Source organism: Pseudomonas mandelii, assembly GCF_002251635.1.
Lineage (GTDB): Bacteria > Pseudomonadota > Gammaproteobacteria > Pseudomonadales > Pseudomonadaceae > Aquipseudomonas > Aquipseudomonas mandelii_B.
The window spans coordinates 1-21,951 of sequence record NZ_NMOJ01000083.1; the positions used below are offsets into that span (position 1 = coordinate 1).

The window sequence follows — 21,951 nt, forward strand, 5'->3', positions numbered from 1 at the left end:
GNCGCCAACCGCTCCCCTCAACCAGCCGAGAAGCCTATGCCGATCCGTCATTGCATCGTCCACCTGATCGACAAAAAACCCGACGGCACCCCCGCAATTCTCCATGCCCGCGACTCCGAGCTTGCCGAGTCGGCCGCCATCGAGAACATGCTTGCCGACCTCAACGAGAGCTACAACGCCAAACAAGGCAAGGCCTGGGGTTTCTTCCATGCCGAGTCCGGCGCGCACCCGTTCAGCGGCTGGCTGAAGGAATACCTCGAGGGCGGCAAGGATTTCACGGCGTTCAGCCGAGTGGCGGTGGAACACCTGCAAAAACTGATGGAAGAGTCGAACCTCTCTGTGGGCGGCCACGTGCTGTTTGCCCACTACCAACAAGGCATGACCGACTACCTGGCCATCGCCCTGCTCCACCACAGCGAAGGCGTGGCCGTGACCGATCAGCTGGACGTGACCCCCTCACGCCACCTGGACCTGGGCCAATTGCACCTGGCAGCACGGATAAACGTCTCCGAGTGGCAGAACAACAAGCAGTCCAAGCAATACATCTCCTTTATCAAAGGCAAGAACGGAAAAAAGGTGTCGGAGTATTTCCGCGACTTCATCGGTTGCCAGGAAGGCGTCGACGGCCCGGGCGAAACCCGTACCTTGCTCAAGGCCTTCAGTGATTTCGTTGAAAGCGAAGACCTGCCGGATGAATCGGCCCGCGAGAAAACCAAGACCCTCGTGGACTACGCCAGCAGCCAGGCCAAGCTCGGCGAGCCGATGGGCCTGGAAGAACTGTCGGGTTTGATCGATGAAGATCGGCCTAAGGCGTTCTACGACCATATCCGCAACAAGGATTACGGCTTGTCTCCGGAGATCCCGGCGGATAAGCGCACCTTNAACCAGTTCCGTCGTTTCACCGGGCGTGCCGAGGGGCTGTCGATCAGCTTTGAAGCGCACCTGCTGGGCGACAAGATCGAGTACGACGAAGNNGCCGGCACCCTGATTATCAAGGGCCTGCCGACGCAGCTGACCGATCAGCTCAAGCGACGCAACTGATGCTGAACGGCATTCTGAAGAAATTCCTGCTGATCCTGCTGGTGGTCGTGGTTTACCAGAACTGGGGCAAGATCGAGCGGGTGTTCAATCCGAGCCAAGTGGTGTCCGAGCAGACCCAGGCCAAGGCCAGCGTCGTGCTCTATGCGACCGATTGGTGTGGCTACTGCAAACTGACCCGGCGCTTTCTCGATCAAAAAGGCATTCCGTACAAGGAATTTGATATCGAGAAAGACGCCGAGGCACGCAAGGCTTATGAGGCGCTGGGTGGACGCGGGATTCCGTTGATCGATGTGAACGGGACGTTAATTCGCGGCTATGACCCCGACGAAATCCTCGCTGCCCTGAAGTAACCCATTGCCTCTCTCTACCCCTGTGGCGAGGGAGCTTGCTCCCGCTTGAGTGCTCAGCATTCATGAAGCAGGCTACTTCGCTTCGATGCGGAACCCAAACCGCGGAAAATGCACATGCACCACACCGCCCCGCTCGTCTTCCCGACGCAGAATCAATTCCTCTCGCCCCGCAAACAGCAACTCACCCGCCACCGGATCAACGCCGTAGTCCGTTGCCGCGATGACCACTTGCTGGCCAGCCTCAAACCCGTTCGGCTCATCGAACTGCTCATCTGGTAACGCGGCCGGTGTGGCATGTCGCGCAACGTCCAGCGCTGCCTCGGAGGTCATCTCGCTGAACGCACCATGCCCGAACCCCATCACCCGTCCAAACCACGCCGACACCGCCGGATAAGCATCCACCAAGGGTGAAGTCACGGGCGTGGCCTTGAGAAACCACAACGGATGGGCCAGCGCAAAGTCGGCAATCGACGGCTCGCCGAACAGGAAGTCGCCCTGTTCGCGTTGAAGCTGCTGCTCCAGGCGTGCCATGAGGGTCGGCCATTGGTGACGGGCTTGCTCGGTGGATAACTTTGTCGCGCTGCCGCCGCTGAAGAGTCCCGCGCGATCAGCCAGAAACGCCTTGATCGCTTCCGGCGGCAGGCTGCCAAAACGCACCGCTATCGATTCCGGTTGAAACACCAGGCTCACGGCATGCTGGAACACCACTGAATCGGCCCAGGCGGCGAAGGTCGCGGCGATCATTTCCTGACCTTCCGGGAAGAACGCCGGCAAGGCTTTCTCCTGCTCCAGACGACGGGCAATCAGCGACGTGTCGCAATAGATATCCGCGCCAATCTGCAATACGGGTGTCTTTCGGTAGCCACCGGTCAGGGCGGTCAGATCAGGTTTTGGCATGATCGGCGAGATCTTCACCGAGCGCCAGGACAGCCCCTTGAAACCCAGCAGCAAACGGGCCTTTTCAGAGAAAGGGGACGTTGGGTAATGATGGAGAATCAACTCGGACATGCTCGGCTCCGCCGCACGGATAGTGAATCCGCAGCTTAGCGCGCAATCCGGGGGCAGCCTACAGATCTGCCTGATGGGCACTTATCAGTCAGGTTGATAAGCCTGCGGCGGCGCTTGCGACCAGACATTCCTTGGCGCTTTTCCTGAGTTTTTTGATCAAGCGCTCCTGACGCAAGGCTTCACTTTTGTCGCGGCAGGCTTCTGTGTAGACCAGGGCCACAGCAGGGCTGGAGAGGAAGAAGCGTGCGCCCTTGCCACGTTGGTGGGTAGCGAAGCGGCGCACAGGATCGTCGCTGATCCCGCAGTACAGCGAACCATTGGCCGCGCGAACGAGGTAGACGAACCAGGGTTTGCTCACCGGCGTGTCGGCGTCGACGGGGATTTCGCTGAGGGTAGTCACGTAACGATCAAGGCTTGAGAGGAAACAAGCCGCGATCTTATCAGCGACTGGCCTGGAATGCCTTCAGCCCCTTCAAGGCTTGAGCGCGAACGGCATTTCTCACGGCTGGCGACCAGCCGAGCAGCAGCCCCTTGAAACCCAGCGCCTGGCGCGACCAGGCCCACATATCGAAGCTGTCATGGTGCTCGCAGATCTTGCCGTCACGAAACACGAACTGCGCCTGAATATCATTGACCACTGTGTTGCCGGTCTGGCTGAACAGATAGGTCGCAACCCAATGCGCGCCGCCCGTGAGGTCCTCGGCTCGTACATGGTCGAACGTCAGGGAAAAGTCCTTGGCCCGNGTAGTGAGCATGCGCCACATGTCCCCGGCATCACGGCCACGCAGTTCGCCGAATGCCGGATCACTGAACAGCACATCGTCGGTATAGCAGGCGCTCATGGCCTCGGCATCCAGCCGCTGGAAGGCTTGGTAGAACTGGGTGATCAATGCGCGGTTGGCATCACTCATGGGCAGGCTCCGGACGTTTGAAGGATTGCCAGCACGATAGTCTGCAAACACGGGGAAGACCATGGGCATTCGTGGCGGGAATATCGGGACTGCCCGAGTGCATTGCGAACCTAATGCACCATGCCACTCTCACGGGCATAGGCAAAAAGGTCGACATCCGTGGAAATGCCCAGACGCTGCATCGCCATGTTTTTCTGTTTACTGATGGTCGAAACGCTGCGTTTGAAGTGAACAGCGATCTCACTGACGGTCATGCCACTGGCGAGCATTCTGACCACTTCGTGCTCTTTTGCGGAAAGCACAGCGGAACTCGACTGACCCTGCGCGTCGGCCTGAAGCAGCGCGGTGCGCAACGACTGGCTGATATAACGGCGCCCTTCACCCACCGATTTGATCGCCAGGGGCAGTTCCTTTGCCGACGCGCCTTTGTCGATGATCGCCACCACACCTAGTGCGAACGCCGCCCTCAACGTCGTCACGCTGGCAAACATCGTGACCAGAATGACCTGCATCGTCGGGTAGCCACGTCGCACCCGGCTCAGCATCTTCAGCCCATCGGCCTGCAAGTTGCCCGGCATGCAAAAGTCGGTGATCAACAGATCACAAGGCGCCGTGCACAGCAGACTCAACAGACTGTCGGGACCATCCGCCTCCCCTACCACCACACATGTCCGGTTCAGATCGACGAGCATTCGCATGCCGATACGAACGACCGGATGGTCGTCAGCAATGATTACGCGCATTGTCGGATTTATCCTGTTTGGTGACCGGAATGCGCGAAAAATAGCGCTGTCCGGGTTCTACGACAACGCCCTTTCCCGTGCGTAAAACCACCTCACCCAATGTAATCGGGGGCCTGGTCTTTCTCCTATGCAACAAAAAGAACCGCCCTACATTTACAAGCTACATCGGCCGCACAGAAGGACTACAGACAACGCGACACAGGAGAGCGATTTGTAGTCCGCAACACGCTTTCATACACCGGCCCCTCCGTTTTCGTATTAGTTGCATTCCGCCTGGCTACTTCGACCGATAGATTGCGCCCTGTCCGTACAGGGCAAATTCCCAACAATCTTTCATCAAGGAAGAGCCAGCACATGAACAAACATTTATCCCTCCTGACCGCTGCTTTGCTGCTGACCGGAACCTCGTCCGCTTTTGCCACCTCCAGCACGGACCTGACCGTGAAAGGTCTGATTACTCCGAATGCATGCACACCCGTACTGGCCGGTGGCGGCATCGCCGATCACGGCAAGTTTTCCGCAAAAGACCTCCATCCCGACAAACACACTTACTTGCCAGAAATAATCATGCCAATGACAGTGAGCTGCGATGCGGCTACGTCGTTTGCCATAAACCCGATTGATAACCGTGCTGGCACAGGCACTGCGGCCAATTACTTTGGCCTGGGGCTGATCAATACCAACGAAAAGCTGGGCCACTTTCGCGTTATTCCGCGCAATGTGATGGCGGACGCCACCCACGCTCAAGCCATTCTCTCCACTGATGGCGGCGAGACCTGGCTCAAGGAAGGGTCGACAGCATTCTGGGGGGTCAACAACATCTGGAGTGTCGGTGCTCTGGGTGCCGACATTGCTCCCATCGCGATGAAGGATTTGAGCCTTGAGTTACGTGTGCGTACCGGTATCGCCCCCACCAACAGCCTGACCCTGACCGACGAAGTCACACTCGACGGCTCAGCAACCCTCCAGATCAAGTACCTGTAACCCTCCGTCATCAACGGGCAACGCCCGACACACAGCATTGCCCGCCCACTCAAAGGACGACCCATCATGGAACGATGCTCCTTCACTCTATTGGCCCCACTGTTGATCGCTTGCGCCCCCATGGCCTTCGCCTCCAGCAGCACAGACTTAAGCGTCACCGGCCTGATCACCCCGAGCGCCTGCACACCCAGCCTGTCCGGCGGCGGCATCGTCGACCACGGCAAAGTCACGCTGAAAGACCTGAGACCGGACCAGCCCACGGCTCTGGAGAACGGCACGCTGTATCTGGAGGTGAACTGCGATGCCGCCACGCCGTTTACCCTGACGACGATCGACAACCGCGAAGGCACTTCCGCCTTCCACCCCAACAGTCACGGGCTGGGCGTCGTCAACGACGACCAGAACCTGGGCAGTGTTGCGCTGGGCCTGTTCGATACGGTGGCCGATGGGGTTGCGGTGAAGACCATCATTTCCCTCAACGACGGTGCCTCCTGGCGAGTGTCCTCCTACCTGGGGCACGCCGGCCGGACCGCGTTCGCGGCGTTGAACGACCTCGGCACACCGATCGCCATCAAGGATTTGCGCGCACGGCTCACGGCGTTCACCACCATCGTTCGCGCGAACGACCTGACGCTGACCGACGAAATCCCCATCGATGGGCACGTCACCGTGCAACTGAACTACTGATCGACCGGTGTTCCCGGCTCCATTTTTTTCGAACATTCAACGAGACATGTCATGACGATGTTTTCCAGTGTCACCCGTCATCTGTTCCATTCGGGTATCGGCGCATTCGCCCTGCTGCTGACCGCACACGCCCAAGCCGACGGCATGGTGCCGAACACTTCGGTGGTCATCGTCAACGAGGCCGATGGCGAAGCGTCCGTGTCCGTGACCAACACCGATGCCAACCTGGCGTTGATGCACGTCACCCTCGAAGACATTGCCGAAGACCGTGAGTCCCTGGTGTTCGTGACGCCACCCCTGGCACGCGTCGAAGCGGGCAAAACTCAATTGGTGCGGTTCATTCTGCAAACGGAAAAGCCCCTGCTCACTCAGCGTTTGAAGCGGGTGATCTTCGAAGGCATCCCCCAAGGCAAATCGCCCGNCNAGGCCGGGCACGCACAGGTGGGCGTGACGGTGCGCCAGAACCTGCCAGTGATCCTGCACCCCAAGGGCCTGGCGCCCAATCGCACGCCGTGGACCGACCTGCAATGGTCGCTGAAGGACGGTCAACTGACCGTGCGCAACGACACGCCTTATGTGGTGCGCCTGGGCCAGGAAGTGCAATTGTTGCCGGCGGCGGGCAGCGCGATGCTGCCGAAAACCTACGTGCTACCCGGTGAGCACATCAGCATCAAGGTGCCCGAAGGCGCCGCCACGCAGGTGCGTTTTCAACCGGCCACGGTCTATGGCTTTGCAGTGCCACTTTACGAGGCGCCCATCCAGTCCTGAACCACCCTGACGGCGTCATCAAGGAACGATGAGCGCCCATGTTTCGAGGCGACGGCTACCTGGCCGTTGCCACAGGCGCGCCTGTAACCGCACGCCGCAATAACCCAAGTGATCCTGATGAACACAGTATCGAATTACCGTGATGGCGAAGCCGTGCCCGCTACTCGGGACGGCGCTCGCCCTCATCCATGGCGGCGAACCACATTGGCGGTGCTGCTGAGTAATGCGCTGATGATGCTAGACGCCCACGCTGAGGTGTCGATGCCAGCGTCGTTCGACAAAGACACGTTACTGCAGCGCGGCATCGATCCAGCGCTGGCGACGCTGCTGATGCAGGCGCCGCAGTTCACGTCCGGCCGTCACCCGGTCACGCTCACCGTCAACGGCCAGCGTCATGGCCGGGTCGATATCACGTTCGATCGCGAAGGTGCGCTGTGCTTCGATCCCGCGCTGCTCGATGCGGCGAACCTGAAGGTGCCCGCTCGTTTGCTGGACGATGGCCCATGCCACGATTTTCTTGGCAGCGCGCCGCAGACCGTCATCGAACCGGACCCCGCGAGCCTGGCCCTGTCGTTGATCGTACCGACTGACGCGATACGTCCCACGGCCCGGGATTTTTCTGGCTATCAAACCGGTGGTGTCGCCGGTTTGATCAACTACGACGTCACCGGTTTGCACAGCCGTTCCGGCGACAATACCAGCCGCTATGCCTCGGCCAACACCGAACTCGGCTTCAATGCCGGTGACTGGATCGTGCGCAGTCGTCAGGTGCAGACCTGGCAGGGCGACGTGCCCACAACGACTCATATCGCGGCCTACGCCCAGCGGACTTTCGCCAGCCAGGAAGCGGTGCTGCAGGCGGGTCAGATCAACCTCTACAACCCCGTGCTCGCCGGTGCGCAGATCACCGGCGTGCAAGTACTGAACGAGCAAGCGCTGCAGGTCGAAGGGCAAAGCGCAGTCATCGAAGGGATCGCCAACAGTCAGGCCCAGGTCGAAGTCCGCCAGAACGGTTCGCTGATTCATTCCACGGTGGTGCCGGCCGGGCCGTTCGCACTCACCAACGTGCGGCGGCTCAACACGCGTTCCGACGTGGAAGTCACGATCAAGGAGGACGATGGCAGCGAGCGCAGTTTTACCGTGCCGGCCGCGATGTTGGGGGTCAGTTTGCCTGCGCCCGGTTACTCGCTGGGCGCCGGTCAGGTGCGCAATGTCGGTGACGCGCAGGGTGGCGATCCCTGGGTCATCAGCGGCGGCTGGAGCGGTGCGCTCACCCCGCAAGTGTTGCTCAGCGCCGGCCTGACCGGCGCCGCCGACTATCGAGCGGCGGGCGCCGGCGTCGGCTTGTTGCCCTCGCCTGTCACCCAGGTGCAAGCCACGCTGACTGGCGCGGACGCCAGCAGTAGACATTCAAGTCAGGGGCTTCAAGTTGACCTGAGCGTCTCGCATCGGTTGAGCGAGCAGTGGGCGATCAATGCCGGTAGTTCTTACCGAACCCCGGGCTACCGGGAACTGGAAGAGGCGGTGTTCGCCAACACGTCCGACAACAGCCAGTCCCTTTACCGCGATCAGCAAAGCGCGGCCCTGTCATGGTCGCATCCATGGCTCGGCGCTTTCAGCAGCGGTTTCAGCCGCTCCAGTTCGTTCGACGGCCAAAGCAGCAGCCGCGCCCTCGCGTCCTGGGGCACCAACATCGCTGGCGTATCCGTCTCGGCGACCGCCGAATGGCAGCTCAGCGGTTCGAACGGCAACGATGACAGCGTCTACCTGAACCTCAGCATCCCGCTGGGCGAGAACCGCCGGGCACGCAGTTGGGTACGCCGTTCCGCTGGCGAATACCGCAGCGGCGTGGGCTTGAGTGAACGGGTCAACGATCAGCTGGGTTACCGGGTGGGCGTCGAACACGACACGCGCGACAAACAGGTGCAATCCACAGCCGGCGTTTCGCTGCTGCCGCGCTACACCCAGCTCGATCTCAATTACACCCGCGCCGACGCCGAGCGGTCCAGCTATCAGGCCAGCGCTCGCGGTGGCGCGGTGTTGCACGGCGGTGGCGTGACGCTGTCGCCGTACCCGGTGAGCGACACCTTTGCGTTGCTGTCGGTCGGTGACATGGGTTCGATCAAAGTGTCGACCCCCAGCGGCCCGGTGTGGACCGACTGGCAAGGTCAGGCGGTGATCCCGCAAGTGACGGCTTACGGCAAAAGCCCGGTGGAAGTCGACACCAAAACCCTGCCGCGCAACGCTGACATTCACAACGGGCTGGCGGTGATTTCGGCCGGTCGCGGCGCGGTCGACAACATTGAATTCGGCATCACGATGACCCGCCGCGCCTTGCTCAAGGCCACCACCGCCAACGGCGCGCCCCTGCCGCGCGGTGCCTCCGTGAACACCGCGGATGGTGAGTTCGTGACCCTGGTGCAGGACGGCGGCCTGGTGTTTTTGCCCAACGCTCTCGACCGCCGTGCGTTGTGGATCAGCGCGCCGGGGCTGGAGCGCTGCGAACTGCGCTTCGATCTGCCAACCGACGCCGACGCCAACGTGTACTACGAAACCGCCCCCGCCAAGTGCCGAGCCCTCTGAGGATGATTTCATGAACCTGTTGCGCTATCTGCTATTGACCCTCGCGCTCCTGGCACTAAGCGGGTTCACGCCGCTGGCTTCGGCGTCCACGGACGACTGCCAGTTCAACCTGAGCCAGCCGGTGCTCGATTACGGGCTGATGAACCGGGCGATACGGCCTGATGCCGCACCGGAGCGCAACCTCGGTGAACGCCAACTCAGCATGACCTTGAGCTGTGCGCAGCCCATCGACATGAGCCTGTTCTACCGGGCGATGGCCGCGACCGCCGAACGCTTTCACTTTGCCGAACGCGGCAGCTATCAGATGCGTATTCGTGATGCCGTGCTCGATGGCCAATCGGTCGATATCGGGTTAATTGCCGGGGTCGGTCAGCCGCCGGCAGAGACGGCTTCGAGCCTGATCTGGCGACCGAAGCACGGGGTCGTCCCGGTGCAGGCCGGCGTGCCGGTGCAGGGGCGCAGTTTCTCGGCGCAGCTTGAGCTGACGGCCTGGGTTCAAGAGCAAGGCATGCAGGTGCGTGACGCGGTGACCTGGGAAGCCTTCGGGGTGTTCGACGCCGTCGCCGCCGGACGCACCCGCGAGGCGACCTTGCGCGCCCGCTTCGCTCCGGCGGCCTGCGAGCCGGTGCTGTCCAACGGCGGTGTAGTCGACTTCGGCACCCTGTCGAAAAAAGACCTGCACGCAGACAAGGACACACGCCTGCCGCCCAAATCGTTGACGCTGATGGTCGGCTGCGACGCGCCGGCGTCCTTCGCCTTGATCATGCATGACAACCGCTCAGGCTCGGCGACGCTCGACAGCGAGATCGACTATGGCCTGGGCAAGGACAGCCGCGGCAACAGGATTGGCCGTTTTTCACTGCGCGTGGACCCGGCCGACGCCAATGCCGACGGCTTCGCCCGCCTCTATCGAACCGACTCCAGCACCGCCGGCACGGCCTGGAGCACAGGCAGCGCCAACCCGATCGCCATCGGCAAAAGCCGTTACCTGGCGTTCACCGACAACGCTGGCAGCGGCACCGGCCCGGTGCTCATCCAGAACCTCAGCACCACGGTGACCGTCGACGCTGTCATCACTCCCACCAACAGCCTGGATATGAGCAACGCCATCGACATCAATGGCGCTGGGACGATCGAGATTATTTACCTGTAACACCCAACCCGATCCTGCTGGATCCGGGACGCACTTGCGCGTCTCGGGGCAGTCAGGGCACAACCTGAGAAGTGAGTAAACAATGATCAAAATGTACTTTGCAGCACTCTCCGCCACCGCACTGATTGGCGTTGCGCCTTATGCAGTGGCGGCTTCGAGCATTGACCTGACTGTCACAGGTCTCATCACGCCGAGAGCTTGCACTCCTTCGTTGTCCGATGGAGGAATGGTCGACGTCGGCCAGGTGCAGGCAAAAGACCTCAACCTGACAAGTGACACGATAGTAGGCAGTCATCCGATACAGCTGACAGTCGCGTGTGACGCGTCAACGCCATTTGCACTTAACGGTATTGATAACAAAGCCGGAACATCATCGTCCAACCTGTATTTCGGATTGGGCCTGACCAGCAATAACGAAAAAATAGGTTATTTCACGCCATCGATCCAAAGCGCGCTTGCGGACGGACAACCTGTGCACTCGATCAGATCAACTGATAACGGTGCGAGTTGGACACGCATCTATCAGATCCTGAAGGATAACCTCACATCGATAAGCGCTGTCGGCACTCTCACTCCAATCTCCGTGAAAGACCTCACGATGGAACTGACGATCTACACCTTCATTGCCCGCGCCGATAGCCTCACCTTAACCGACGATGTCACCATCGACGGTTCAGCCACATTTGAAATGAAGTACCTGTAAGCCGTGCACCTTGCCCGAGGTCTCGCTTCGGGCAAGGACGATGCCGCCCACCATAAACAGCGCAACGACGGTTCAGCGACACTGGAGGTTGTTGACCTGTCGTCAGACCTTTTCGTCCTGACGTCGCCGCTCACCTTGGCCACCTCATCGACAGACCTGAGGGTCACAGGCCTCATCACCCCACTTGCCTGCACCCCGATGCTGTCCAACAGCGGCCTCGTCGATTACGGAAAAATCTCCCGGCAAGACCTGAACGTCGACAAACGCACTCGACTGCGCGACCAGACACTCGACCTCAACATTCAGTGCAATGCGCTCACGCGTTTTGCTCTGCTGATGCGCGACAACCGCGACGGCTCGGCCATCGTCAACAGCGAGATTTACTACGGCCTGAACCACGACCACAGCCACAATAAAATCGGCTTGTATTCGCTGAACTTCGATCCTGCCAGCACGGTGGTGGACGACCTGACGCAGGTCTATCGAACCGACTCGACCACGGGGGGCAAAGCCTGGAGCCCGTCGAACAGCCAGCCCATCCCGATGGGCTCCCGAAGCTATCTCGGCTTTACCGACAGCGCAGGCAGCAGCGCCGGCCCGATAGCCATCCGCAACCTGACCAGCCGGGTGACGGTCGAAACGGTCATCGCGCCCGGCAAGGACGATGCCGCCCACCATAAACAGCGCAACGACGGTTCAGCGACACTGGAGGTTGTTGACCTGTCGTCAGACCTTTTCGCTGACCACCTGAACGAGCAACGAACGCCCGGCGCCGAGGCCGGCAACGATGGCGCCAAGACCGATCACGCCGAAGATCCAGCCCAGCGCGGTCCATCCGCCGGTCCAGTCATGCACCAGGCCGACCGCGAACGGGCCCATGGAGGCCAGGGTGTAACCAATGCCCTGGGCCATGCTCGACAGGTTGGCCGCCACGTGGGCATCACGCGAGCGCAGCACGATCAAGGTCAGCGCCAGGCTGAAGGTGCCGCCCTGCCCCAGGCCCAGCAGGATCGCCCAACCCCACAGGCCATCGAGTGGCGCATACAGGCAGCCGAATAACCCGCCGAGGGTCAGCAGCATCACCACCACGATCGCCAGGCGCTGGTCCTTGCCGCGCGTCGCCAGCCAGGGCGCCGCCAGAGAACTGGCCAACTGGACGATCACCGAACCCGACAGCACCAGACCGGCCTGGGTCGGGGTCAGGCCGCGACCAATCAGGATTGATGGCAACCAGCCGAACACGATGTACGCCAGGGACGATTGCAGGCCCATGTACAAGGTCACCTGCCAGGCCAGCGGGTCACGNAACAGGCCGCGAACCCGATACGCGACGTTGTGTGCGCCGTGTTTCTGCCCGACTTGCGGCAACCAGAAAACCGCCGCGACCAGCGCGGGCACGACCCAGAAACCAAGGCCCAGGGCCCAGCTCTTGTCGAAATGCTCGCTCAACGGCACCGTCGCGCCGGCCGCCATTGCCGCACCCAGACACAGGGCCATGGTATAGACGCCGGTCATGGTGCCCGCCTGTTTGGCGAAGTCGCGCTTGACGATACCCGGCAGCAAGACGCCGATGATGCCGATGCTCGCACCGGCAATCAGGCTGCCGGCGAACAGGCCGACTTCACCGAACGAACTGCGCAGAATGATCCCGCCCGCCAACGTCAGCAGAATGCCCAGCACCACGCGCTCGGCGCCAAAACGTCGCGCCAGCAAGGGCGCCAGTGGAGCAAACAAGCCGAGACAGAGGACCGGCAACGTCGTCAGCAACCCGGCCTGAGCCGCCGACAAGCCGAGCGTCTTCGAGACTTCGCTGAGCATCGGCGCCATGCTCGATAACGCCGGGCGCAGGTTCAGCGCGACCAGAATCAAACCCAGCAGCAACAGCCACGGACGACGCAGGATTGGAGGACGCTGCTGGACCTCTTCGTCATCGGCCTCGGCGTCGATCAGCAGCTCTTCGAGTTCTGCCGTGCGCTTGGGTTGAGTAGTGGTGTGGCTAGACATGGCATTCTCGGTTTCAAGGTTCATTGATCAACTGCCTCGACAGGGCTTTGGCCCGTTCCGGGTCGCGTTGCTCGACGGCATCAAGCAGTTCGATATGCAGGTCGAACACCTCTTGGCGTCGGGGAGTGATGTTCAAGGTCTGGCGCAAATGCGCGCCGACGATGCTGGAGAAATAGCGATACAGCTCGCTGAGGGTCGGGTTATGCGCAGCGTCCACCAGACGGCGGTGGAACACCAGATCACAGGCAATGTAGCTGTCGAGATCGCCGTGGTAGTGGCTGCCGCTGACGCCCAGCGCTTCGCGCAAGGCCACCAGGTCCTCATCAGTTCTGCGTAAGGCCGCGAGGCCGATGGCTTCGACTTCAAGGATGTGCCGGGTCTCGCGGGCCTGTTCGTGGGAGCAGCGGGACAGGGCCTTCATGGTATCCAGCGGATCGATCACCGCCCGCAAATAGCTACCGTCGCCCTGGCGGATTTCGATCAAGCCGGAAAACGCCAACACGCGCATGGCTTCGCGCACGGTGTTGCGGCTGATGCCCAGCTCGGCGGACAGCTCTGGCTCGGTAGGCAAACGCTGGCCGACCTGCCAGGCGCCGCTGTTGATGCGTTGGCGCAGTTGATCCAGGGCCTGATCGACCAGGGATCGTTTAACGAGTGGAGAAATGTCTGACATAGGATTCGCCCTTTCATCCAATCATAGGATGAATTTTCTGACATGTTAGTCAGCTTAGCCGGACAAGGCAACGGATCCACCGCAAATCTGTAGGAGCCGGCTTGCTGGCGATGGCGATCGTGCCGACACATTCAGAACTGAACGTTGGCAACGCCTCTCACTATTGCGCACTAGNGCGGCTGTTATGCCGCCATCGTCGGAACGCCGCCCGCAGCAAGCCGGCTCCTGCAGGGTTAGCGGGCATCAGGTGGAGCGTTTGATTGGGCAAAAAAAACCCGGACACGGTCCGGGTTTATTTCACTGCCTGGCGTCGATCAATGCAGAATCTGGCTCAAGAACAACTTGGTCCGATCATTCTGCGGGTTGTCGAAGAAGTCATTCGGCGCCGCCTGTTCGACGATTTCGCCCTTGTCCATGAAGATCACGCGGTTGGCCACGGTGCGGGCGAAGCCCATTTCGTGGGTCACGCACAACATGGTCATGCCGTCTTCGGCCAGGCCGATCATGGTGTCGAGTACTTCCTTCACCATTTCCGGGTCGAGGGCCGAAGTCGGCTCGTCGAACAACATGATTTTCGGCTTCATGCACAGCGCACGGGCAATCGCCACACGCTGTTGCTGGCCGCCGGACAGTTGCCCCGGAAACTTGTGGGCCTGCTCCGGAATGCGCACGCGCTCCAGGTAGTGCATGGCAATTTCTTCGGCCTTGCGCTTGGGCATCTTGCGTACCCACATCGGCGCCAGCGTGCAGTTCTGCAGGATGGTCAGGTGCGGGAACAGGTTGAAGTGCTGGAACACCATGCCCACTTCACGGCGGATCGCTTCGATCTGCTTGAGGTCGTTGGTCAGTTCCACGCCGTCGACCACGATGCGGCCCTGCTGGTGCTCTTCCAGACGGTTGAGGCAGCGGATGGTGGTGGACTTGCCCGAACCCGACGGGCCGCACAGCACGATACGCTCGCCCTGCTTGACGTTGAGGTTGATGTCTTTCAACACATGGAACTGGCCGTACCACTTGTTGACGCCCTGCATCTGGATAATGCCTTCAGGGCTCACAGGCTGTTTGATCGCTTCGCTCATAACAACAACTCCTAACGCTTGTGGCCTGTGTCGAGCTTGTGTTCCAAATGAATGGAATAGCGCGACATACCAAAACAGAAAATCCAGAACACCAGGGCGGCGAACACGTAGCCTTCAGTGGCCATGCCCAACCATTTAGGGTCGGCGGCGGCTTGCTTGACGCTGTTGAGCAGGTCGAACAGGCCAATGATGATCACAAGGCTGGTGTCTTTGAACAACGCAATAAACGTGTTGACGATGCCCGGGATTACCAGCTTCAGGGCTTGCGGCAGAATCACCAGGCCCATGCTGCGCCAGTAACCCAGGCCCATCGCCGCGGCCGCTTCGTACTGCCCCTTGGGAATCGCCTGCAAGCCACCGCGCACCACTTCAGCCACGTAGGCCGACTGGAACAGGATCACGCCGATCAGTGCCCGCAACAGCTTGTCGATGCCCATGCCTTCAGGCAGGAACAACGGCAGCATCACCGAGGACATGAACAGCACCGTGATCAACGGCACGCCGCGCCAGAATTCGATGAAGGTCACGCAGACCACACGAATCGCCGGCATGTTCGAACGTCGCCCCAGCGCCAGCACAATGCCCAGCGGCAAGGCGCCGGCGATGCCGACCGTGGCAATCACCAGGGTCAGCATCAAGCCGCCCCATTGGCTGGTCGCCACGTTGGTCAGGCCGAAGATCCCGCCGTGCAACAGGAAGTAGGCAATGATCGGGTACAACACCAGGAAGCTCAGGCCGTAGATCGCCTTGCGTTGAAAACGCGAGATGAACAACGGCGCCACGCCAACGATGGCCAGCCACACGGTCAGGTCTACGCGCCAGCGCAGGTCGCCGGGGTAGTAGCCGTACATGAACTGCCCGAAGCGCTGTTGGATAAACACCCAGCAGGCGCCCTCCTTGGTGCAGTCGGCGCGCGTGGTGCCNACCCAGTTNGCGTCCAGGATGGCCCAGTGCAGGATGGGCGGCACAATCAGGTAAATCAGGTAGAACGCGAACAGGGTCAGCGCGGTGTTCAGCCAGCTGGAGAACATGTTCGCGCGCATCCACGCCACCGGCCCGAAGACTTTGCTCGGTGGTGGCATGTCGGGTTTGAAAGTATGAGTACTCATGCGCTTTTCCTTACCGCTCGATCAGCGCAATGCGCTTGTTGTACCAGTTCATCAGCAGGGAAATGCTGATGCTGATCGCCAGGTACACGCTCATGGTGATGGCAATCACCTCGATCGCCTGCCCGGTCTGGTTGAGCACCGTGCCGGCAAACAGCGAAACCATTTCCGGGTAACCGATACCGGCGGCCAGCGAGGAGTTTTTCGCCAGGTTCAGGTATTGGCTGGTCAGCGGCGGAATGATCACGCGCAGGGCTTGCGGGATGATGACCTTGCGCAGGGTCGGCCCAGGGCGCAGGCCCAGGGAGCGCGCGGCTTCGGTCTGGCCGTGGCTGACGGACTTGATGCCCGAACGCACGATCTCGGCAATAAACGCTGCCGTGTAGACGGTAAGTGCCAGGGTCAACGCCAGCAGTTCGGGGATCAATACCCAGCCGCCAACGAAGTTGAAGCCCTGCAACTTGGGCATTTCCCAGTGCAACGGCGCGCCGAAGATCAGGGCGCACAACGCCGGGATCACNAGGAACAGCGCCAGGCCGACCCAGAATTTATGGAACGGTACGCCAGTGGCTTCGAAACGCTTATTGGCCCAGCGGCACATCATCACGATGGCGACAATGGCCACGACGACGCTCGCCACGAACGGCCAGAAACCGTCCGCCACCAACGCGGCCGGCATGTTCAGGCCGCGGCTGCTGACGAAGAAGGTGTCACCGAAATTATGGCTGTTGCGCGGCCCCGGCATGGTCAGGAACACCGCGAAGTACCAGAACAGGATCTGCAGCAGCGGCGGAATGTTGCGGAAGACTTCCACATAAACAGTCGCCAGCTTGGCAATGATCCAGTTCTTCGACAGCCGTGAAACGCCGACGATGAAACCGAGCAGGGTCGCCAGGACCACACCGATCACGGTCACCAGCAAGGTGTTGAGCAGGCCGATCACAAAGACTCGGGCATAGCTGTCCGATTCGGTGTAGTCGATCAAATGCTGCGCGATGCCGAAACCGGCACTGCGCTCCAGAAAGCTGAAGCCGGAGGTAATGCCCCGGTGTTGCAAGTTGGTCTGGGTGTTATCGAACAGATACCAGCCCATGGAGACCACCGCCACAATGGTGATGATCTGAAANAGCCACGCACGCACTTTGGGATCGCTGAAGCTGAGCTTCTGCTTTGGTGCGCCGATTTGATTTTGCATGAAGTGCCCCGGAAAGAATGGAACAGAACATCACCCGGTGGTTGGCCCACCGGGTGACAGAACCATCAGCTATCAGGGGGTGCGTATTGAATGCCGCCANNGTTCCACAAGGCGTTCAGCCCGCGGTCGATTTCCAGTGGTGTGCTCTTGCCGAGGTTTTTCTCGAACACTTCACCGTAGTTACCNACCTGCTTGACGATCTGCACGACCCAGTCCTTNTTCACTTTCAGGTCTTTGCCGTATTCGCCGTCAGCACCCAGCAGGCGTGCGACGTCCGGGTTCTTGGTGGACTTGGCTTCNGCTTCAACGTTCTTCGACGTGATACCGGCTTCTTCAGCGTTGAGCATGGCGTAGCCAACCCAGCGCACGATGGCCAGCCACTCGTCGTCGCCATTACGAACGACCGGGCCCAGCGGCTCTTTGGAAATGGTTTCCGGCAGCACCACGTAGTCTTTCGGCGAGGCCAACTTGCTGCGCTGNGCGAACAGTTGGGACTTGTCGGAGGTCAGCACGTCGCAACGACCGGATTCCAGCGACTTGGCGCTTTCATCGGAGGTGTCGAAGGTGATCGGGGTGTACTTCAGGCCGTTGGCGCGGAAGTAGTCGGAAACGTTCAGCTCGGTGGTGGTACCGGCCTGGATGCAGATGGTTGCACCGTCCAGTTCCTTGGCACTTTTCACGCCCAGCTTGTTGTTAACCAGGAAGCCAACACCGTCGTAGTAGGTGATGAAGCCCGGAAACTTGAGGCCCATGCCCGCATCGCGGGAGCTGGTCATGGTGGTGTTGCGCGACAGGATGTCGACTTCGCCGGACTGAAGCGCGGTGAAACGCTCCTTGGCGTTCAACTGGCTGAATTTGACCTTGGTTGCGTCACCGAAAACGGCGGCAGCCACAGCGCGGCAAACGTCAGCATCGATCCCGAGGATCTTGCCGGTGGAATCCGGAACCGAGAAGCCCGGCAGACCGTCGCTGACGCCGCACTGTACGAAACCTTTCTTCTGCACTGCATCCAGGGTTGCACCCGCCTGAGCGAACCCGCTGACACCGAGCACTGCAGCTGCAGTNACGATGGCCAGGGTGGATTTCAATACCTTCATTCAAACCTCCAGTTGCTCTTGTTGTGTCGGAGCNNCANNCCAGNCGCACCCTTATGAGGCGTAGTCGACCCGTGTTGGCTTTTTTTGGGGTCAACCGACGTAAAGACCTTAGCTATGAGTCTAGTAAGAGAAAATCCACATCATGGACAACTCACTTCTCACCAATCGGCCGAACGGGCTGTAGCCCTTTCACGTTCGCGAAGCCCGTAGCGGCCACTGGCGAACATCCATCACCGGATTCTTTGCTATCCCGCTGCCAGCAGTACACTGATAGTGTTACCGCAAGGCGCGAGATGGGTTGCACCGCTTTCACATAGCAAAGCCCGTACCAGACCGCTTGCCGATGCGGTTAAGGGACAGGTCAATAGCAAAACTTGTAGCCTTGCGACATCTTCTTAACGGATCAACCTGACGCGCACTCTAGTCACGCACTTAATGAGAGCGCACGCACAAAATTGGAGCAGCCATGACCGAGCCCCTGATTCTTCAACCCGTAAAGCCCGCAGACGCCTGCGTTATATGGCTGCACGGCCTGGGCGCCGATCGCTACGACTTCCTGCCGGTGGCCGAGGCGTTGCAGGAAACCCTGCTGACTACGCGCTTCGTTCTCCCCCAGGCACCGACCTGCGCCGTGACCATCAATGGTGGCTACGAGATGCCTAGCTGGTACGACATATTGGCCATGAGCCCGGCGCGCGCGATCAACCGTGAGCAGCTGGAAGAGTCGGCGCAGCGAGTGGTTAATTTGATCGAAGTGCAGCGAGCTATCGGAATAGACGCCTCGCGCATCTTTCTGGCAGGTTTTTCCCAGGGCGGCGCCGTGGTGTTACACACCGCTTTCCTGAAGTGGCAGGGGCCGCTGGGTGGCGTACTTGCCCTCTCGACGTACGCACCGACCTTCAGCGATCAAATGGAGCTTTCGGCCAGCCAGCAACGCATTCCCGTACTGTCTTTGCATGGCCAGTACGATGACGTCGTTCAAAACGCCATGGGCCGCACCGCTCACGAGTATTTAAAGAGCCGTGGTGTCACCGTGACATGGCAGGAATACCCAATGGGTCACGAAGTGTTACCCGAAGAAATTCGCGACATCGGCGTGTGGCTGGCCGAGCGTTTACGCTAAAAGCTACCCATTGATCCATCCCACTACGCCGCGCCCGATTCTTGCATTACACTGGCCGGCGTATATTCCTTAACCAATTGATGAGATGACCGTGCTCAAAGCACTCAAAAAAATGTTCGGTAAAAGCGAGACTGAGCAGCTCGCGCCAGTTCCCAGCGCTCCGTCTCATATCCCCAGCCACCGCACCGACGGTGATCAGCCTGGCCGGACCGCAACCGTAGCGGCACCGAAACACGAGCCTGTGACCACACCGGCCGCCCCACCTGTCGAGATTGTCGCCGCCGAGCCACCGCGCAGCGAAACGCCGAAACCGGCAAAGCCGCGTCGCGAACCGAAACCGAAAGCGCCAGTCATTCCCTGGAAACTCGAAGACTTCGCCGTTGAACCCCAGGAAGGCAAAACCCGCTTCCACGATTTCAAACTGGCCCCGGAACTGATGCACGCCATCCAGGACCTGGGGTTCCCGTACTGCACGCCGATCCAGGCGCAGGTGCTGGGTTTCACCCTCGCCGGCAAAGATGCCATTGGTCGCGCGCAAACCGGCACCGGCAAGACCGCTGCNTTCCTGATTTCGATCATCACGCAACTGCTGGAAACCCCGCCACCCAAGGAACGCTACATGGGTGAACCGCGGGCGCTGATCATCGCGCCTACCCGGGAGCTGGTGGTGCAGATCGCCAAGGACGCCGCCGACCTGACCAAGTACACCGGCCTCAACGTCATGACGTTCGTTGGCGGCATGGACTTCGACAAGCAACTCAAGCACCTCGAAGCCCGTCACTGCGACATCCTGGTCGCCACCCCGGGCCGCCTGCTCGACTTCAACCAGCGCGGCGACGTGCATTTGGACATGGTCGAAGTGATGGTGCTGGACGAAGCCGACCGCATGCTCGACATGGGTTTTATCCCGCAAGTACGTCAGATCATTCGCCAGACCCCGCCGAAAAACGAGCGCCAAACCCTGCTGTTCTCCGCGACCTTCACCGAAGACGTGATGAACCTCGCCAAGCAGTGGACCACCGACCCGTCCATCGTCGAGATCGAAGCGCTGAACGTCGCCAGCGAAAACGTCGAACAGCACATCTACGCCGTCGCCGGCGCCGACAAGTACAAGCTGCTCTACAACCTGGTCAACGACAACGGTTGGGAGCGGGTGATGGTGTTTGCCAACCGCAAGGATGAAGTGCGGCGCATCGAAGAGCGCCTGGTGCGTGACGGAGTCAACGCTGCGCAACTGTCCGGCGATGTGCCGCAACACAAGCGCATCAAGACCCTGGAAGGCTTTCGCGAAGGCAAGATTCGCGTGCTGGTGGCCACTGACGTTGCCGGGCGCGGAATTCACATTGATGGCATCAGCCATGTGATCAACTTCACCCTGCCGGAAGTGCCGGACGACTACGTGCACCGCATTGGCCGTACCGGCCGTGCAGGCGCTGCGGGTGTATCGATCAGCTTTGCCGGTGAAGATGACTCCTACCAGCTACCGTCCATCGAGGCGTTGCTGGGTCGGAAAATCAGCTGTGAAACGCCGCCGACGCATCTACTGCGGGCAGTTGAGCGCAAGCGTCCGTAACTCGGGCCCTTGCTGAAAAAGGCGCAGCCGGAAACGGACTGCGCTTTTTTTTCGCCCCGATATTGCCCAATACAACTAAAAGTCCATAATGGACAAATTAGTTTATTTACAGCGCTCGGAGCCGACCATGTCCAGTACGCCTTACGTGATCACCCAACCCCAGGCCCGCGAGTTGCTGGCACAGATCGACGTGCCGCAGATCCTGCGCAAGTTGTTCCGCGATCTGGCGGCCGGGCAAGCGGTGCAACCGGCGCAGCAACTGGTGGAATTCCCTCAGGGCGCCGGCGACTTCATCAACTACCTGGGTGTGCTGGCTGAAGACGGGGTGTACGGGGTCAAGACGTCGCCCTACATCGTGCGCGACCAAGGGCCACTGGTGACGGCATGGACATTGTTGATGTCGATGCACACCGGCCAGCCGCTGTTGCTGTGTGATGCGGCCGAGCTGACCACCGCACGCACGGCCGCGACCACCGCCGTCGCCGTCGATGCCCTCGCCCCGTTGAAGGCGCAGCGCCTGGCGATTATCGGTAGCGGCAAGGTGGCTCAGGCACATCTGCATTACGTTAAGGATCTGCGTGACTGGCAAAGCATCAGCCTCTATTCCCCGAGCCTGAGCGATAAAAATCCTGAAACACTGGCACAGCTCAAACGCCTCGATCCACGCCTGACCATCGCCGACAGTCGCGAAGCGGCGATTCANGACGCGGACGTGATTCTGCTCTGCACCTCGTCGGCAGGCCCGGTGATGGACCCCTCGCGCCTGAGCAAACCGGCGCTGATTACCTCCATCAGCACCAACGCCCCACGCGCCCATGAAGTACCGCCGCACTGCCTCAACGACATGCAGGTGTTCTGCGACTACCGCCAGACCACCCCGGGCGCGGCGGGAGAAATGCTGATTGCAGGGGAACAACATGGCTGGGACAAGCGCGCGATTGTCGGTGACCTGCCCGATTTGCTCAGCGCAAAAGTCCCGCGTCCCGACTACGACCGTCATGTGTTCTTCCGTTCGATCGGCCTGGGCCTGGAAGACATCGCACTGGCTAATGCCATCTACCGCCTACAACCCTGACACCACACCCATCCTGTAGGAGCCGGCTTGCTGGCGATGCAGACGCCGCGGTCANNANNGATANCGACNGCGGCGACGCTATCGCCAGCAAGCCC

21 protein-coding genes and 1 pseudogene are annotated in these 21,951 nt (G+C 60.5%); 12 read left to right on the forward strand and 10 right to left on the reverse strand.

Translation table 11 applies throughout. The annotated features are described in order from the left end of the window. Window positions 1-36: 36 nt before the first annotated feature. The gene (gene yejK, locus B7L09_RS11935; RefSeq protein ID WP_094468977.1) at window positions 37-1,041 is read left to right on the forward strand and encodes a nucleoid-associated protein YejK; all 1,005 of its coding nucleotides are present in this window, start codon (window positions 37-39) and stop codon (window positions 1,039-1,041) included. Then, window positions 1,041-1,391: a glutaredoxin family protein gene (locus B7L09_RS11940; protein ID WP_094468978.1), complete on the forward strand. Its 351-nt coding sequence runs from the start codon at window positions 1,041-1,043 to the stop codon at window positions 1,389-1,391. Before yejK ends, B7L09_RS11940 begins: the two co-directional genes overlap by 1 nt. 72 nt (window positions 1,392-1,463) lie before the next feature. Here the strand turns inward: B7L09_RS11940 and B7L09_RS11945 are convergent, their stop codons facing one another. From B7L09_RS11945 to B7L09_RS11960, 4 genes are all read right to left on the reverse strand, one after another. Further along, on the reverse strand, window positions 1,464-2,399 hold the full coding sequence (locus B7L09_RS11945) for a glutathione S-transferase family protein (protein ID WP_094468979.1): 936 nt from the start codon (window positions 2,397-2,399) through the stop codon (window positions 1,464-1,466). An 88-nt stretch (window positions 2,400-2,487) separates the two neighbouring features. Further along, window positions 2,488-2,799, reverse strand: coding sequence for a GIY-YIG nuclease family protein (locus B7L09_RS11950; RefSeq protein ID WP_094468980.1), 312 nt, complete (start codon window positions 2,797-2,799; stop codon window positions 2,488-2,490). Window positions 2,800-2,839: 40 nt separating this feature from the next. Beyond that, window positions 2,840-3,310 (reverse strand): nuclear transport factor 2 family protein, encoded by a 471-nt coding sequence (locus tag B7L09_RS11955; protein WP_094468981.1) that lies wholly within the window; start codon window positions 3,308-3,310, stop codon window positions 2,840-2,842. A 110-nt stretch (window positions 3,311-3,420) separates the two neighbouring features. After that, window positions 3,421-4,053, reverse strand: coding sequence for a response regulator (locus B7L09_RS11960; protein WP_094468982.1), 633 nt, complete (start codon window positions 4,051-4,053; stop codon window positions 3,421-3,423). A gap of 354 nt (window positions 4,054-4,407) precedes the next feature. Here B7L09_RS11960 and B7L09_RS11965 point away from each other — a divergent pair, with 354 nt between their 5' ends. The 7 genes and pseudogenes from B7L09_RS11965 to B7L09_RS11995 form a co-directional block, all read left to right on the forward strand. Then, a complete protein-coding gene (locus B7L09_RS11965) occupies window positions 4,408-5,037 on the forward strand; it encodes a DUF1120 domain-containing protein (protein WP_094468983.1) in 630 nt (209 codons plus the stop codon). 66 nt (window positions 5,038-5,103) lie between these two features. Next, complete coding sequence (locus B7L09_RS11970; RefSeq protein ID WP_094468984.1) at window positions 5,104-5,724, forward strand: DUF1120 domain-containing protein; 621 nt, start codon at window positions 5,104-5,106, stop codon at window positions 5,722-5,724. A 51-nt stretch (window positions 5,725-5,775) separates the two neighbouring features. Beyond that, window positions 5,776-6,492 carry a fimbria/pilus chaperone family protein gene (locus B7L09_RS11975; protein ID WP_094468985.1) on the forward strand — a complete coding sequence of 239 codons (717 nt, stop codon included), beginning with the start codon at window positions 5,776-5,778 and terminating at the stop codon, window positions 6,490-6,492. A gap of 117 nt (window positions 6,493-6,609) precedes the next feature. After that, window positions 6,610-9,075: a fimbria/pilus outer membrane usher protein gene (locus B7L09_RS11980; RefSeq protein WP_094468996.1), complete on the forward strand. Its 2,466-nt coding sequence runs from the start codon at window positions 6,610-6,612 to the stop codon at window positions 9,073-9,075. 10 nt (window positions 9,076-9,085) lie between these two features. Further along, a complete protein-coding gene (locus B7L09_RS11985; RefSeq protein ID WP_094468986.1) occupies window positions 9,086-10,228 on the forward strand; it encodes a DUF1120 domain-containing protein in 1,143 nt (380 codons plus the stop codon). Window positions 10,229-10,310: 82 nt separating this feature from the next. Beyond that, window positions 10,311-10,931: a DUF1120 domain-containing protein gene (locus B7L09_RS11990; protein ID WP_094468987.1), complete on the forward strand. Its 621-nt coding sequence runs from the start codon at window positions 10,311-10,313 to the stop codon at window positions 10,929-10,931. Window positions 10,932-11,027: 96 nt separating this feature from the next. Next, window positions 11,028-11,654: pseudogene (locus tag B7L09_RS11995) on the forward strand (DUF1120 domain-containing protein); the annotation flags it as partial. Between the two features lie 3 nt (window positions 11,655-11,657). Here the strand turns inward: B7L09_RS11995 and B7L09_RS12000 are convergent. From B7L09_RS12000 to B7L09_RS12025, 6 genes are all read right to left on the reverse strand, one after another. Beyond that, complete coding sequence (locus B7L09_RS12000) at window positions 11,658-12,959, reverse strand: CynX/NimT family MFS transporter (RefSeq protein ID WP_094468988.1); 1,302 nt, start codon at window positions 12,957-12,959, stop codon at window positions 11,658-11,660. Beyond that, complete coding sequence (locus tag B7L09_RS12005; protein WP_094468989.1) at window positions 12,949-13,608, reverse strand: FadR/GntR family transcriptional regulator; 660 nt, start codon at window positions 13,606-13,608, stop codon at window positions 12,949-12,951. Before B7L09_RS12005 ends, B7L09_RS12000 begins: the two co-directional genes overlap by 11 nt. A gap of 314 nt (window positions 13,609-13,922) precedes the next feature. Further along, window positions 13,923-14,687, reverse strand: a complete 765-nt coding sequence (locus tag B7L09_RS12010) for an amino acid ABC transporter ATP-binding protein (protein ID WP_003171943.1) — start codon at window positions 14,685-14,687, stop codon at window positions 13,923-13,925. Window positions 14,688-14,698: 11 nt separating this feature from the next. After that, entirely contained in the window at window positions 14,699-15,796 is a 1,098-nt protein-coding gene (locus tag B7L09_RS12015) for an amino acid ABC transporter permease (protein WP_094468990.1), read from the reverse strand. 10 nt (window positions 15,797-15,806) lie between these two features. Then, complete coding sequence (locus B7L09_RS12020) at window positions 15,807-16,988, reverse strand: amino acid ABC transporter permease (protein WP_094468991.1); 1,182 nt, start codon at window positions 16,986-16,988, stop codon at window positions 15,807-15,809. A gap of 65 nt (window positions 16,989-17,053) precedes the next feature. Continuing rightward, window positions 17,054-18,085: an amino acid ABC transporter substrate-binding protein gene (locus B7L09_RS12025; protein ID WP_094468992.1), complete on the reverse strand. Its 1,032-nt coding sequence runs from the start codon at window positions 18,083-18,085 to the stop codon at window positions 17,054-17,056. Between the two features lie 466 nt (window positions 18,086-18,551). Here B7L09_RS12025 and B7L09_RS12030 point away from each other — a divergent pair, with 466 nt between their 5' ends. From B7L09_RS12030 to B7L09_RS12040, 3 genes are all read left to right on the forward strand, one after another. After that, window positions 18,552-19,208 carry an alpha/beta hydrolase gene (locus B7L09_RS12030; protein ID WP_094468993.1) on the forward strand — a complete coding sequence of 219 codons (657 nt, stop codon included), beginning with the start codon at window positions 18,552-18,554 and terminating at the stop codon, window positions 19,206-19,208. An 85-nt stretch (window positions 19,209-19,293) separates the two neighbouring features. Continuing rightward, window positions 19,294-20,781 carry an ATP-dependent RNA helicase RhlB gene (rhlB, locus tag B7L09_RS12035; RefSeq protein WP_094468994.1) on the forward strand — a complete coding sequence of 496 codons (1,488 nt, stop codon included), beginning with the start codon at window positions 19,294-19,296 and terminating at the stop codon, window positions 20,779-20,781. A gap of 127 nt (window positions 20,782-20,908) precedes the next feature. Further along, the gene (locus B7L09_RS12040; protein ID WP_176457693.1) at window positions 20,909-21,856 is read left to right on the forward strand and encodes an ornithine cyclodeaminase family protein; all 948 of its coding nucleotides are present in this window, start codon (window positions 20,909-20,911) and stop codon (window positions 21,854-21,856) included. The last annotated feature ends 95 nt before the right edge of the window (window positions 21,857-21,951 follow it).

Excerpts from the sequence above, each read along its gene's own strand:
- B7L09_RS11940 (WP_094468978.1), top strand. The coding sequence starts at position 1,041 with ATGCTGAACGGCATTCTGAAGAAATTCCTGCTGATCCTGCTGGTGGTC.
- B7L09_RS11945 (WP_094468979.1), bottom strand. The coding sequence starts at position 2,399 with ATGTCCGAGTTGATTCTCCATCATTACCCAACGTCCCCTTTCTCTGAA.
- B7L09_RS11960 (WP_094468982.1), bottom strand. The coding sequence starts at position 4,053 with ATGCGCGTAATCATTGCTGACGACCATCCGGTCGTTCGTATCGGCATG.
- B7L09_RS11965 (WP_094468983.1), top strand. The coding sequence starts at position 4,408 with ATGAACAAACATTTATCCCTCCTGACCGCTGCTTTGCTGCTGACCGGA.
- B7L09_RS11970 (WP_094468984.1), top strand. The coding sequence starts at position 5,104 with ATGGAACGATGCTCCTTCACTCTATTGGCCCCACTGTTGATCGCTTGC.
- B7L09_RS11980 (WP_094468996.1), top strand. The coding sequence starts at position 6,610 with ATGAACACAGTATCGAATTACCGTGATGGCGAAGCCGTGCCCGCTACT.
- B7L09_RS11985 (WP_094468986.1), top strand. The coding sequence starts at position 9,086 with ATGAACCTGTTGCGCTATCTGCTATTGACCCTCGCGCTCCTGGCACTA.
- B7L09_RS11990 (WP_094468987.1), top strand. The coding sequence starts at position 10,311 with ATGATCAAAATGTACTTTGCAGCACTCTCCGCCACCGCACTGATTGGC.
- B7L09_RS12005 (WP_094468989.1), bottom strand. The coding sequence starts at position 13,608 with ATGTCAGACATTTCTCCACTCGTTAAACGATCCCTGGTCGATCAGGCC.
- B7L09_RS12010 (WP_003171943.1), bottom strand. The coding sequence starts at position 14,687 with ATGAGCGAAGCGATCAAACAGCCTGTGAGCCCTGAAGGCATTATCCAG.
- B7L09_RS12030 (WP_094468993.1), top strand. The coding sequence starts at position 18,552 with ATGACCGAGCCCCTGATTCTTCAACCCGTAAAGCCCGCAGACGCCTGC.